The organism is Vreelandella olivaria, assembly GCF_023507745.1.
In the GTDB taxonomy this organism is placed as follows: domain Bacteria; phylum Pseudomonadota; class Gammaproteobacteria; order Pseudomonadales; family Halomonadaceae; genus Vreelandella; species Vreelandella olivaria_A.
Map to the genome: position 1 here is coordinate 1 of NZ_JALPZO010000110.1, position 14,455 is coordinate 14,455.

Genomic DNA, 14,455 nt, shown 5'->3' on the forward strand with positions numbered 1-14,455 from the left:
GAAAACTTAATGTTTACGAACAACAAAAGCGCATCAAACTTGGCTCAAGGGTCAAACGAATTCATTCAACTGTCGTTTAAAAACTTACGTTTAAAAACTGTCGTTCTCATGACCGCTTGCCTTGATAATTGGTGACTTATCACCCTCATCGGCAAGCGCCCACATGAATTACCTGATCAAATTGTTAAAGAGCTACCGAGGGCTTGCTGCCGTTCGATGTGGGCATATCATACCGGTATTTTTTTTTTGGTCAAGCACGTAAACCGAGTTTTTGGCTACTCGCTTTTACTGGCGGTGAATCCACGCATCAATAAGCCGAAAAATAACCAATCCTGCTAATAATAAAGCGAATATTGTAGGCAGCAGATAGTCTGCCCGAGTAAGAACCCACAGGTGGTACACGCCGAGTCCCGCAGCGATATAGATCAGCCTATGCAGCCAGTGCCAAGCCTGCCAACCCATTTTATCGGGTACCCAGTGAAAAGACGTTAAAGCTAACGGTATAAGTAGCAGCAGTGCGGCAGCACCATAACGTATATATTCAAGGGCGACCATTTCATGCCAAATCCACTGCCACTCCCAGTATTGCTCCAGCCCCATCCATGAAAGCATATGTGCAATTAACCAGAAAAAAGACCATAGCCCTATTTGGCGACGAGCCTTCATGATGCCCAGCCAGCGCGTAAGTCGAAATGCCGGGCTAAAAGCTATTGTCGCCAGTAATAGCGACAGCCCTACCTTCCCCGAGAAGTGAACGACATACTCCGCTGGATTCGCCCCAAGGTAACCAAAATGCCACTGCCATATTAACCATAACCCTGGCAGCAGGCCTGCGGCTAAAACACATAGACGAAAAAGAGTTACCGGCATTGCTTTAACTGCCATACATCACCCGCTGGTCATCAATAATATTGGTGTAGGTCCATACCTTCATAGAGGTGAGCCACTTCTTCGCTATAACCATTGAACATAAGGGTTTCCCGGCGCCCTGACTCGCCGATCCTACGCTCTCTTGCCTGTGACCAACGGGGATGATCAACTTCCGGATTTACGTTGCCGTAAAAACCATACTCTTCAGGATTGCGCGCTTGCCAGGAGGTTGTGGGCTGCTCTTCAAGCACACGTATTTTGGTGATGGATTTAATACTTTTAAAACCGTACTTCCACGGCACCACCAAGCGAATAGGTGCACCATTTTGATTAGGCATTTTCTCTCCATACATGCCCACAGCCAGTAGTGTTAGAGGGTGCATTGCCTCATCGACACGCAGCGCCTCCCGATATGGCCAGTCGATAATGGAGCGACGCTGCCCTCTTAAATTATCCGGGTCATAAAGAGACTCAAACTCAACATAGTTAGATTTAGAAGTTAGGCCATGGTAATTAAGCAGGTCAGCCAAGGGAAAGCCAACCCATGGGATCACCATCGACCACGCTTCAACGCATCGCAACCGGTAAATACGCTCCTCCAAAGAGTAACGTTTTAGAATATCTTCAAGCGGTATAGCCCCCGTTTTGTCCAGTTCCCCTTCCAAGGTGATACTCCAGGGGTCTACTGGCAAATTGTGCGCAAAGACTTCAGGGTCCCGTTTTCCCGTACCAAATTCGTAGAAATTATTGTAAGTAGTCGCATCCCGAAAGTCAGTGAACGCTTCACCACCAGCTAACTCCTGGCTCGGCAAATCAGTTTGGAGCACAGGCTTAAGTACGTCTGCCCAGGCATACGCATCTTTTGGCAACAGCATACCGGGGGCCAGTGCAGCGGCTGCACCAATAGCAAAGCCCTGACGTAAGAAGTGGCGGCGATTTTCAAATACGACTTTTGGCGTCACTTCGGATTCAGAAATAACGGGATATCGATAACGTGGCATCTCACCTCCCTGCTAATCGGGCGCTCACAGCATAGCTTTATGTTAAGGGTACCTTAACTGCCCTCCTCTCCATATCCAACCTGCAGAAAATCAACGCTAAACTTTAACAAAAATAACGGCAAACCTTGACCCAGCTCAAGCCATCCCATTACCCGACCATTACACTCGGTTGCAATACAATACTTAAAGCACCTACCTTGATTAGGGCTAGATTAGCAAACCGCAAGACTGGCCAGCATAAGTGCTATTTATGAGTGCTATTCATGCAAGGGGATCATCAATGAAAATGACGAAAAAAATTCTGCCCGGCATCATTACTGGTGTAGCGTTAGTATCCACTGGCGCAGTAGTAGCAGAAGACGGGTTTGAAGATTACCGCAATCGCTTTGAGCCGTTGCCGTACCTGCCACCTATTCCTGCTCACAACTCACTTACCGAAGAAAAGGTCGAACTGGGCAATATGCTGTTTTTCGAACCGCGAATTTCTTCAAGCGGTGTTATCAGTTGTGCAACCTGCCACAACCCTGCACTGGGTTGGTCTGACCGCATCCCACGTGCAGTAGGGCATGATGGGCAAGTAGGTGAACGGAATACCCCCACGGTGCTTAATAGCGGATTTTTTGAAGCACAATTCTGGGATGGCCGTGAGCCAGACCTGGAAGGGCAAGCACTTGGCCCTATTGAAGCGTCTATCGAAATGGCCATGGATCTTGACATGGCGCTGGAACGCCTGACAGAGTTTGAACTCTATCAGGAGAAATTTTCTGAAGCCTATCCCGATGACCAAGATCCTATCAACGCTGATAACCTAGCCAAGGCTCTTGCTTCTTTCCAGCGCACACTTAATACGCCCAACTCGCCATTTGACCGCTACTTGCGCGGAGACCTAAGTGCTATTAGCGATCAGGCAAAAGATGGCATGGCCGCTTTTGTCAATAATGGATGCATTGCATGCCACACTGGACCAGCACTGACAGATAGCCGTTTCCACGCCATCCAAGTACCGGGCTCAACAGACCTGGGCCGCTATGAAGTTACAGGTGAAGAAGGCGACAAATATCGCTTCAAGACTCCTACGCTTAGAAACGTAGCCGTCACCTACCCCTACATGAACAATGGTGCTACCGAAACGCTGGAAGAAGCGGTAGCCATCATGGGGCAGGAGATGCTCGGCCGCGAATTTGATGATGCCACAATTGACGATATCACTGCCTTCCTACACACCCTCACTGGCGAAATGCCGGACTTCGAAATCCCAGCGCTACCCTAACGCTGTAGCTATTTGCGATAGCTACTAGCGCTAACTGTGTTAAAACTGCCGGTCTTGTACCGGCAGTTTTTTATAGATAAGCGTTATTTATGCGCGCGCCAAGCGCTGCATAAGCTCGTTACGTCGGGCTTCATCGACAAATGCCGCCTCCAGTGCGTTACGATTGAGCTGTCTAAATATCTCTCTATCCCAGCAAAATGCCTCTGCGCAGGCCGTGTGGTTAGTAAGTAACCCACCGCCAAAGTATGCCGGGTCATCAGAGCTAATGGTCACCTTTAAGCCTGCTTCCAGCAGCCTTGGAAGCGGGTGTTCAGCTAACGTATCAACCACTTTCAAACTCACGTTTGAGAGCGGACAAACAGTTAGCACAACTTGCTCATCGCGCAGGCGCTGAACAACACTCTTGCTTTCTAAACAGCGTACGCCATGGTCAATACGCTGCACATCAAGTACATCCAGCGCTTCAGCAATATAGTCGGCAGGCCCTTCCTCCCCGGCATGAGCAACACGTACCAGCCCAACCTCTTTAGCTCGTTCAAAAAGCGCCTTAAACTTGGCTGGAGGGTTGTTTTGTTCCGCGCTATCGAGCCCGATAGCATCGAGAAACTTCCAGTAGGGTGCAGCCTGTTCAAATACATTCAGGGCTTCATCGGCGGGTCGGTCACGCAGAAACGCCATGATCATGCCCACGGACAAATCCAGAGCTGCCTCAGCCTCTCCTTTTGCCTGAAGCAGTCCCTCCATCACCACTTCAAGAGGAACACCCCGTTGCAGGTGAGCTTGGGGATCAAAATGCATGTCAATATGCACAACGCCCTCTTCACGCGCCCGTTTGAAATAGTCCATCGCCAAATCATAAAAATCCTGCTTGGTGCGCAGTACATTCATGCCTTGGTAATAGAGATGCAAAAATCCCTGCAGGTCATCAAACTGATATGCCGACTGCACTTCCTCTACTGTGGCGTAGGGCAGCTCTATATTATTTCGCGTTGCAAGCTTGAACATCAGTTCAGGCTCCAGCGAGCCCTCAATATGCAAGTGGAGCTCTATTTTTGGCAGTTGGTATAAAAATTCATGCATGGCGGGCTCCTTATCGCACACTCAGTTAACTTCATGACGCATGTCAGTATCAGTAATCAGCTGTCCTTCAGCAAGATGCCCAAAAAACTCGACACCAGGCAGAAGTGACTCATCATCTATCTGGTGAATCAAATAGATGCCCGTTTTATTTGCAAGCCATTGACGTAATGAACCAGCGATATGTTTTGCCGTTTGCGCATCAATGCCAGCGAATGGCTCATCCAGGATCACAACAGCAGGATTACGCAACAATAAACGCGCCAGGGCAACCCGGCGCGCCTGCCCTCCTGACAACTGCTGCCCTTTTTCTCCGACCGGGGTATTAAGCTGTTGTGGTTGACGATGAGCCCAACTACTTAATGCCACCTGCGCCAGGGCAACCCACAGTTGCTCGTCACTCGCCTGAGGGTTGGCAATACGTAGATTTTCAGCCAGGGTTCCGTCGAATAAATCGATCTGCTGAGAAAGCAAAGCAAAGTGCTGGGCACGACTTTCAGGCAATACACGAGAAGGCGTACACCCCGCCACACTTACCTCACCGGTGGTGGGCGTAATACGCCCCATAATTAACTGAGCCAACGTTGATTTACCTGCACCGGAAACCCCTGTAATGACAACCTTCTGCCCTGCAGGCAGGCTGAATGAAATACCATTCAGTACGTTCTCAAGCATTTGGGGATAACAAAAAGAGACCTGGTTCAAAGTAATACTGCTGCCACCCTGCCGACCCTCAGAAAAAAGCAGCTCAGGCGCGCCCTCAGCATTCGTGTGCGGTATCGCATTTAGCCTCTGAACGGCTGCATAACTGGCTCCCAACTTGGTAAAACCTGCGGGCAATACACTAAAGACTTCATTCACACCCAGGACAATAAGTATCACCATGACCAGTATGGGTCCACTTACTTGCCCATCCACAAAGGCAACACTAGCGAACCAAAGCACGGCTAACACCAGAGCACCGGTTATGCAGGAAACAGCAGCATTGCCCAAGGCGGCTTTGTGTGCCAGACGTCGCTGGTTGGCGGCAGACCGTTTTTCCTGAAGCACTATTTTATGCCGATGCCAGTCGCTGGTTTGATAGCTCATTAACTCTGCCGAGGCCTGTACCTGATCAACCACAAGATGACGCAGTGTCGATTGATCACTGACCTGCTGGTGGCTGTTAGCAAACCCACCCCAGGCACAGCCAAACGTTAGCAGTAACCATAAAAGCCCAAGCACAACGCCAACCAGTATGGCGATGGATGGCAGCCACACGGCAATAAACGCTGAAACAGCCATAGCACAAAGCAACGCCACGAGAGGAGGAATGAGCAGACGAAGATAAAAATTATCCAGCGTATCAATATCGGCAGTGAGGCGACTTAACCAGTCACTGGCCCGACGACGGCGTAAACTAGCATCATCCAGGCGTGTTAAATAACCAAAAACACGAAAGCGCAGATCCGCCAGTAGGGTCAAAACCGTATTGTGGTTATAGAGACGCTCGATATATCTTGCGACAGTGCGTAGCAGCGCAAAAAAGCGAATACCTCCGCCCGGGACATAAATATCTAACGAAGAAGGCAATCCTGCGGCTAACGCAATGCCAGCCAGCGCACAGGCAGTAATAAACCAGCCAGACAAACCTAACAGTGACAAACCCGCTATCAGAGTGACCCAAACCAGTAAAGAGCCTATAAGGAAACGCTGGCGACGACGCACCAAAAGCGCAAGCCAAGGCTTAAACTCTCGGTATAAGCGCATCATAAAAGCACCTCTTCCAGACGCTCCCCTCGACACACCAAATGGCGATCAGCAACAGACACAATAGCGGGGTGGTGTGTTGCAACCACTAATGTCCGCCCCTCCTGAACCCACTCTAACAGTGCCTGTATAACAAGCTTTTCTGTTGATGTGTCCAGATTGGCCGTAGGCTCATCAAGCAACAGCAGCGGTGCGGTACTTAAATAGATACGCGCCAGGGCAAGGCGCTGAGCCTGACCACCTGACAATCCAACACCCCGCTCGCCAATGGTACTCTCAAGCCCGTTGGGTAAGGCCGCCAACAGGCCACCCAATCCAGCGCGCTGTAGAGCATCCTTCATAGCCTCTTCACCCACTTCCGGATTCGCTAACCGCAAATTATCCGCCAAACTTCCCTGAACAAGACAAGGGGTTTGATCCAACCACGCGCCCTTAACACGCTGACGCCGATAAACACCACTCGTAGGAGCCATGAAACCAGCCATCAGCGCTAATAGAGACGATTTTCCGCTGCCGGACTCTCCAGTAATGGCAACCACATCCCCTTTTAGTAGCGTAACATTTACCGCTTGAAGTACCGGTTGGCGCCCCGGATAGCCTATGGCCACATCAGATAATTCACACACCGCATTAGCGGTTTGCGGTTCAGGTATATTACGGGGAATGATGGAGGGCTCATTGAGAATAGCCACGATACTTTCAGCGGCCCCTAAAGCGGCCGCCCTATCATGATAATGCTGCGAAAGAGTGCGTAGCGGCTGAAAAAACTCTGGTGCCAATAACAGCACCGCCAAACCGGTAAATAACGTCAGGGATGGAGACGGCCCATACTCGATATAGCCCAGCAAGCCAAAACCAACGTACATGGCGACGACAGCAATCGCGACAGAAGCAAAAAACTCAAGCACCGCGGACGATAAAAAAGCCAACCGTAAAGTGCGCATACTCAACCGTCGGTAGTGATCGGTGGCATACCACACGTCTTGCTGGGCTGCTTTGGTATGTCCAAACAGCTGTAGGGTTGTCATCCCCCGCACACGATCCACAAAGTGTGCGGATAAGCGTGCCACGGCGGTAAATTGATCTCGGTTCAGGCGTTCAGCGCCTATGCCCACTAGTGCCATAAACACGGGAATCAGCGGCGCTGATAACAGTAGGAATATGGCAACAAGGTAGTCAAGCCCAACCACAACACACGCAATAAAGAGTGGTAGTGCAACCACTATGCGTAGCTGGGGGTGGAACCGGGCAAAATAGCCGTCCAGAGCTTCGATATGCTCAACGGCTTGAGTAGCCAGGGCACCACTTTGGCGCTGGGTTAGCCAAACAGGGCCCAACATGGCAACTTTAGATAGGAGCTCTGCTCTAGCTTCCTGGCGAATACGTAAGCTCGCTTCGGCACTTAAGGCCTCCTGCCCCCATTGAAAAAGAGCACGCAGCCCAATTACCAAGGCTAAGCCCAAAAACAGTAGCGCCAGCTCGGCCGTGGCTCTCCCCTGCACAATTAACTGATCAACCACCCACGCCAGCCCTACTACGACTGCAACCGTTAGCATGCCTGCTATAATTCCGCATAACGCCGCACCGGCCAGCCGACTGCGCTCCCGCTGAGCCAGGAGCTTGAGCCAGCGACGCGGCGTTATAGTCACCATGTCACGCTGAAAGCCATGTGGCATCGGTTCAGTGATACCCCTCACCTACCCTTACCTTGCCGCGGAATACCCAATACGTCCATGCGGTATAAGTGAGGATAATGGGAATGACGAATAACACACCAATCAGAAGAAATAGCTGAGACTCAGGTGCAGAGGCCGCATCCCACAGTGTGAAGTCGGGCGGAACAATTACCGGCCATTTACTCACAATCAGCCCCAGGTAAGTGAACACATAGATGCCGATCGTCGCTACAAAGGGGATACCTTCACGGCGACGCTGAACCGACCGATACACAGTGAAGGCACAAAGCAGCGCCAGAACCGGGAAGATCCAAATAAGCTGCAAATGGCCAAACCAGCGCTCCCACACCACTGGGTTTACGAACGGCGTCCATATGCTGATGATACCGAATACCGCCAATACAATAGCTAGCAGCATCGGGGTAATTTTATAGGCCCAATCCTGGATATGGCCTTCAGACTTAAGGATCAGCCAAGTAGCTCCAAGCAAGGCATAACCTGCCATCAGCCCCAATCCAGTCAACACAGAAAAAGGTGTTAGCCAGTCAAATGGGCCACCGGCAAAGGCATAGTTCTCAACATCAAAACCCTGTATGTAAGCCCCCACAACCGCCCCTTGAGCAAAGGCCGCAATGGCTGACCCCCAGCAAAAAGCGCGGTTCCACCAATGGCGGTTACGACGCGACTTGAAACGAAATTCAAAGGCAACACCGCGGAAGATCAGCCCCGCCAGCATCAGGAATACGCCAATATAAAGCGCGGGCAAAAATACGGAATACACCAGGGGGAAAGCGCCTAGCAAGCCTGCCCCACCAAGTACCAGCCATGTCTCGTTGCCATCCCACACCGGGGCCACGGAGTTCATCATGACATCACGGGCATCTTCATCCGGCGCGAAGGGGTAAAGTATGCCCAACCCAAGATCAAACCCATCCATCAGCACGTACATCATAATGCCAAAGCCGATGATGAACGCCCAAATCAGCGTTAAATCAAACATTTCCATGCTTAGCTCCTAGCCGGGTCAACGTCATCATCAAAGGGGGTATGTGTCGCGGATAGTGGGCGCATGGGGCGCTTGAAGTTTTCACCGGTTGTCTCACGCTCCTCTTCAGGCAACATACCATTGCGCACCACACGGGTTAGGTAGTAAATACCGGCATAGAAGACCACGCCATACACCAGCACATACCCAATCAGGCTGAACAGTGCCATTGGGCCTGTCAGCGAAGGGGTCACGCCTTCGGCATGCGTCATCATCCCGTAGACTAACCAGGGAGCACGCCCTGTTTCGGTTACCATCCAGCCTGCCAACACAGCTATGAATGGCATCGCCATCATCCCTATCAGCGATTTTAAAAATAGCGTGTTGTGATAGATGCGCCCTTTACGGCGTAAGACCAGTCCTGTCAAGGCAACGGCAATCATCAGTAACCCAATGCCCACCATGACCCGGAATGCCCAAAAAACCATAATGACCGGTGGCTGCTCATCGGGAGCCGCTTCAGTGATACCTGGAACTTCACCATCAGGAGAGTGCGTTAAAATGATGCTGGCTAAATTCGGAATACCAATGGAAAAATGGTTGGTTTGCGCTTCCTGATCAGGAATTGCAAACAGCAATAACGGCACATTGGTGGATGTCTCCCAGTTGCCCTCCATAGCGGCGACTTTGGTTGGCTGATACTCAAGTGTATTGATGCCATGAAAGTCACCCACAACAGCCTGGGCGGGTGCCAGGAACAACAGCAACCACAAGCACATGGAGAGCGCCCGACGATTAGCCTCCGGGTCACGCCCTTTCAGCAGGAACCACGCACTGACACCCGCTACCACAAAGCCTCCTGTCAGAAACGACGCCATGGCCATGTGCGCAAAGCGGTATGGGAACGAAGGGTTAAAAATGGCGTCCATCCAGGAGATAACGTGGAAACGGTTATCAATCAGTTCGACACCTGCCGGCGTATGCATCCAACTGCTGGCAGAAAGTATCCAGAATGAGGATATAAAGGTACCTACAGCGACCATGATGGCAGCAAACAAGTGTACCCCCTGGGGCACTTTACCACGCCCAAACAGTAGCACCCCCAGGAAAGCAGCCTCCAGGAAAAACGCCGTGACCACTTCATAGCTTAAAACGGGTCCCAGAAAATTTGAGGCAGCTTGCGAGAAATTACTCCAGTTGGTACCAAACTGGAACGACATGACAATGCCTGACACCACCCCCATACCAAACACGACGGCAAACACCTTCGTCCAGAAGAGAGACAAGCGATCCCAGGCAGGATTATTGGTTTTAAAAAAGAGGCCATGGAGCAGCGCAATATAGGAAGCCAGTCCTATAGTGAAGACAGGGAATATGGCATGAAAAGAGACAACAAACGCGAACTGTATTCGCGATAACACTAACGGGTCGAGTTCCATCACACTCTCCTAAGACCTGAATACATATCCCTTCACTGGGTAACACAAGCTTAGTCGAGCCTTGTTGGCACTGCATTTTAGTTATAAGCACTAAGCTTATTCTTCACTGAGTCGCTATTTTACAATTTAAACTGCACTTATACAGGATGGACTGGCTCGATAAGCTGTGTCGCATTGACGCATGCTCTACGAGCCTAACATCAGGCCAGGACGACAATACTGATCATATACCCGGTATAGGCCAGGAAGAGGGTAAACAGCACACCGCCCTCTATACGATTTATACGGCGTGGACGGCCTCGCCAGGAAAACGCGAACAGCACCATCAGCAGTGTCATACACATCATTACACTCCAGTCGCGCACCAGCACCTCGCGACCAGCCTCTATTGGCGCTATCACACCAGCCAGCCCAACGACGGCTAGGCTGTTAAACAAGTTGGAACCAACGACATTACCCAGCACCATATCATGCTCTTTACGACGCAGCGCACTGATGGAAGATGCCAGCTCGGGCAGTGAAGTGCCTACAGCAACAACTGTCAAACCGATGATCAAATCACTAACGCCAAAGTTGACAGCGATCTCGACAGCCCCCCAAACCAACAACCGGGAACTGACGATCAACAATACCAGCCCAACCAGGGTCCACAAGATGGATTTACCGCGGGACATGCGCTTGCTGTCCAGGTTCTCGGATACCTCGTCTACCAAAGGATCGTCCTGCTGCCCGCGTGAACGCACGATGCTATAACCAACAAAGAGCGCCAGCGCTAAAAGCAAAATGATAGATTCTCCCCGCGATATCCAACCATCGAACAGCATATAACCCGTTAGCAGCATGACACCTATAAGGAGCGGCATTTCCTTACGAATAACGCTGGAATGCACAGCCAGCGGAGCAATAAGCGCAACAAAGCCCAATACCAGGCCAATATTGGCAATGTTCGACCCATAAGCGTTTCCCACTGCCAAACCGGGATTCCCTTGCATTGCCGCCAGCACAGAGACCATCATCTCCGGTGCGGAGGTACCAAAGCCTATTACCAACATGCCTATCAATAGAGGCGAGAGTCCCAACCAGCGTGATGTAGCAGCAGCCCCATCAATAAATTTCTCCGCGCTCCAGATCAGTAGAACCAACCCACCCACTACCGCTAAAAAGGCAAGCAACATTTCAGTTCCTTAATGTCGTAATGTTAGGCACTATCGCGGCTGCATCCTTGTCTAAGTTTAGCAATAGGTCAAGTACAGTTTATTAACAAGTGGTTTGGTTTACGGTTTGACAGTCAGGCATGTCCATCGTATTAGTTTTACCTATATAACGCATCGAGAGTCAGCTGTTGCCTCACTACCATGTTATGAAGCGCCCCTCATTACCGGTGAACACCCCACTGGTGGATCGCTCCCCTCCTGAGCTGCGTGTTCAGCGAAGGCGCTTGCGTGCTTGTCATGAGTGCGACTGGGTCTCAGCACTCCCTCCTCTGGGGTCAGGTGAGAAAGCAACCTGCCCTCGCTGCTCGCATGTACTGGTCAAGCGCCACCGTTACCCAGCCCAGCGTAGTATGGCACTGGCGATAGCCTCGCTTATTGCGCTGCTCATGGCAGTCTCATTTCCCTTTGTGAGCTTTAGTGTTAGCGGTGTGGGTAACCGTATCGAGCTATCTCAAACCGCCACTACGTTAATTGCCTTTCATCAGCCAATCGTAGCGATTGCGGTCATCATGACCATTATCGTGCTGCCAGCTGTTTATCTGGTGGGTGTCATCTGGCTTCAGTACGGACTGCTAAGGGGCAGGCCGATGGCATTTAGCCGGGATATTGCTCGGTCATTGGCACACTTAACCCCCTGGATGATGGCTGATGTTTTTATCATTGGCTCCCTGGTAAGCCTGATAAAAATAGCGGGCATGGCACAAATTGAACTGGGCATCTCATTCTGGTCGTTTTGCGTTTTCGCGGTGCTATTGCTCATGACCACGCAATCCTTGGATGCCGACTGGATGTGGTTTTCTCTGGAAGGCGAACCACTTGCACCAGAAGGGACACAGACCGGTACCACCGCCTCCGGCCAGGGGATCACGGGGTGCCCGACCTGTGGGCTGGTAAACCGGCTATCACCGCATGGTAACGGCCGCTGTACGCGCTGCCATGAAAAGCTTCATCAGCGCTTGCCGCAAAGCCTGCAACGCACATGGGCGCTGCTCTTTGCCGCTACGATTATGTATATACCTGCTAATGTGTACCCTATTATGACGACCACAAGCCTGGGGCACTCAACGCCTTCCACCATCATTGGCGGCGTCGTTCAACTCCTGCAAATGGGTTCCTGGCCGGTCGCCATCGTTATATTTGTTGCCAGCGTTATCGTTCCAGTGGGCAAGCTTGTTGCACTGGCGTGGCTATGTCTTGTTATAAAGCGCAGCAACGAACTGAATGCACAAAGCCGGACGAGGCTTTATAGACTCACCGAATTCATTGGGCGCTGGTCGATGGTCGACGTATTCGTTGTCGCCATACTGGTCGCACTGATACGCGCAGGGTCCTTGATGTCGATAACCCCAGGGCCAGCCGCGCTGGCATTTGGCTCGGTAGTAGTGCTCACCATGCTAGCTGCCATAACATTTGACCCGCGCTTGATTTGGGACGCTCCAACGCCAAGCCCTACTCGCCGTAAAACGGCCACCAAGGAACCTGTTGATGGCTAATGAAACAACACCGAAAAATGCCCCCCCTGCGGAAGAGAATGATCTCAACAGAGCGAAAGCGTCCCCTCAGACAAGGCTTTCACCTATCTGGATTGTTCCTTTGGTCGCGGTCATCATCGGCCTCTGGCTGGTCTACGACAACTATACCAGCCGAGGTACCTTAGTAACGCTGACCATGGATAGTGCTGAAGGCATTGAAGCAGGCAGTACGTTAATCCGTAGCCGTAACGTGGAAATAGGCCGGGTGCAAAGTGTTCGTTTATCTGACGACCTTTCACACACCGTAATGACCGCCCGAATACAGCCCGAAGCGGAAGCCATGCTGCGCGAAGACAGCCGCTTTTGGGTAGTTAAGCCGCGCATTGGCCGTGAAGGCATCAGTGGCCTTGGCACGGTGTTGTCAGGCGCCTATATTCAGTTAGAGCCGGGCAGGTCTAGCGAGTCCAGGCGCGAATTTCAAGTCAGTGACGTTCCACCGGTGGCTCCTGCTGGACAGGCGGGTTTGCAAATCAGCCTGGTAAGCCAGTTGGGCAATTCACTTAGGGTGGGAGATCCCGTGTCTTATCAAGGGTATACCGTTGGCCGTGTTGAAGATACACGCTTTGAACCCGACTCCCGCACCATGCACCACCAGGTCTTCATAGAAGAACCCTATGCCCAGCTTGTCACAGATAGCACACGCTTTTGGACATCTAGCGGCGTTGACTTCCGCTGGGACGCTGATGGCGTACGCGTCAATATCGAGTCGCTCGAAGCACTCCTGGGAGGCGGTGTTACGTTTGGCGTGCCAGAAGACCTACCAATGGGCAGACCGGTAGAACCCAATGCGCGATTTAGTTTATATGCCGATGAGGATAGTGCTCGCGAAGGAACCTTTAACCACTATTTGGAGTACGTTTTATTGGTTGACGATACAGTGCGAGGTCTTTCAAGAGGCGCACCGGTAGAGTTTAGAGGCGTACGCATGGGCACTGTTGCAGCGGTACCATGGAATTTTACCGCCCCGCAACCAGATTCCCGCGCACGCTTTGCCATTCCAGTGCTTATTCGCATTGAGCCCCAGAGGTTGGGCATCGAAAATGAAGATATTGATTTGGAAGAGTGGAATGCACGCTTCAAGCGTATGTTCGCACTGGGCCTAAGAGCATCACTTAAAAATGGCAGCCTGCTGACTGGGGCCCTGTTTGTGGATCTCAACTTCCATAGGGAACTGGCAGATGAGTACATCGCAGAGACATTTTCAGACCACACCGTGTTCCCCACTGTGGCAGGCGGCTTTGCACAAATTCAGGCTCAGGTAGCCAGCTTACTGGAGAAGTTAAACGCACTTGAGGTTGAGCCACTGCTGGCTGGCCTGGACCGCAACCTGCAGGCATCGGAGAGCGTTCTGAATGAAGTACGGGAAACTAGTGCTGCCATCAACCAGTTGTTAAATGATCCCGACACTCAGGCAATTGGAGGCAACCTGAATGCGACGCTGGAAGAGCTGCGTAGCACGCTACAGGGTGTTTCGCCCTCCTCTCCTGCGTATCAGGAACTAACCACTGCTATCGAACGTCTTGACCGTTTAATGCGCGATTTACAACCCCTAACCCGTACGTTAAATGAAAACCCAAGAGCACTGCTGTTCGATAATCTGGATACTCAGGATCCGGTACCTCGTGCACCACGTTAACAAGGA

11 protein-coding genes are annotated in these 14,455 nt (G+C 51.4%); 3 read left to right on the plus strand and 8 right to left on the minus strand.

The features are described 5' to 3' along the window. Nucleotides 1-285 precede the first annotated feature (285 nt). Nucleotides 286-885, minus strand: a complete 600-nt coding sequence (locus tag HP566_RS09040) for a sulfite oxidase heme-binding subunit YedZ (RefSeq protein WP_249976933.1) — start codon at nt 883-885, stop codon at nt 286-288. Nucleotides 886-902: 17 nt separating this feature from the next. Beyond that, the gene (gene msrP, locus HP566_RS09045) at nt 903-1,871 is read right to left on the minus strand and encodes a protein-methionine-sulfoxide reductase catalytic subunit MsrP (protein WP_249976934.1); all 969 of its coding nucleotides are present in this window, start codon (nt 1,869-1,871) and stop codon (nt 903-905) included. A gap of 280 nt (nt 1,872-2,151) precedes the next feature. Between msrP and HP566_RS09050 the strand changes: the two genes are divergently transcribed. Further along, complete coding sequence (locus HP566_RS09050; RefSeq protein ID WP_249976935.1) at nt 2,152-3,141, plus strand: cytochrome-c peroxidase; 990 nt, start codon at nt 2,152-2,154, stop codon at nt 3,139-3,141. Nucleotides 3,142-3,228: 87 nt separating this feature from the next. Here the strand turns inward: HP566_RS09050 and HP566_RS09055 are convergent, their stop codons facing one another. The 6 genes from HP566_RS09055 to HP566_RS09080 form a co-directional block, all read right to left on the minus strand. After that, nucleotides 3,229-4,221, minus strand: coding sequence for an adenosine deaminase (locus HP566_RS09055; protein WP_249976936.1), 993 nt, complete (start codon nt 4,219-4,221; stop codon nt 3,229-3,231). A gap of 21 nt (nt 4,222-4,242) precedes the next feature. Continuing rightward, the gene (cydC, locus tag HP566_RS09060) at nt 4,243-5,970 is read right to left on the minus strand and encodes a thiol reductant ABC exporter subunit CydC (protein WP_249976937.1); all 1,728 of its coding nucleotides are present in this window, start codon (nt 5,968-5,970) and stop codon (nt 4,243-4,245) included. Then, nucleotides 5,967-7,643 (minus strand): thiol reductant ABC exporter subunit CydD, encoded by a 1,677-nt coding sequence (gene cydD / locus HP566_RS09065; RefSeq protein WP_425348181.1) that lies wholly within the window; start codon nt 7,641-7,643, stop codon nt 5,967-5,969. Before cydD ends, cydC begins: the two co-directional genes overlap by 4 nt. A gap of 4 nt (nt 7,644-7,647) precedes the next feature. Then, nucleotides 7,648-8,649, minus strand: a complete 1,002-nt coding sequence (cydB, locus tag HP566_RS09070; RefSeq protein WP_249976938.1) for a cytochrome d ubiquinol oxidase subunit II — start codon at nt 8,647-8,649, stop codon at nt 7,648-7,650. Between the two features lie 2 nt (nt 8,650-8,651). Continuing rightward, nucleotides 8,652-10,067 (minus strand): cytochrome ubiquinol oxidase subunit I, encoded by a 1,416-nt coding sequence (locus HP566_RS09075; protein WP_249976939.1) that lies wholly within the window; start codon nt 10,065-10,067, stop codon nt 8,652-8,654. Between the two features lie 200 nt (nt 10,068-10,267). Next, nucleotides 10,268-11,242, minus strand: a complete 975-nt coding sequence (locus HP566_RS09080; protein WP_249976940.1) for a calcium/sodium antiporter — start codon at nt 11,240-11,242, stop codon at nt 10,268-10,270. 185 nt (nt 11,243-11,427) lie between these two features. Between HP566_RS09080 and HP566_RS09085 the strand changes: the two genes are divergently transcribed. Both HP566_RS09085 and pqiB read left to right on the plus strand, forming a co-directional pair. After that, a complete protein-coding gene (locus HP566_RS09085) occupies nt 11,428-12,774 on the plus strand; it encodes a paraquat-inducible protein A (protein WP_249976984.1) in 1,347 nt (448 codons plus the stop codon). After that, nucleotides 12,767-14,449 carry an intermembrane transport protein PqiB gene (pqiB, locus tag HP566_RS09090; protein ID WP_249976941.1) on the plus strand — a complete coding sequence of 561 codons (1,683 nt, stop codon included), beginning with the start codon at nt 12,767-12,769 and terminating at the stop codon, nt 14,447-14,449. Before HP566_RS09085 ends, pqiB begins: the two co-directional genes overlap by 8 nt. Nucleotides 14,450-14,455 lie beyond the last annotated feature (6 nt).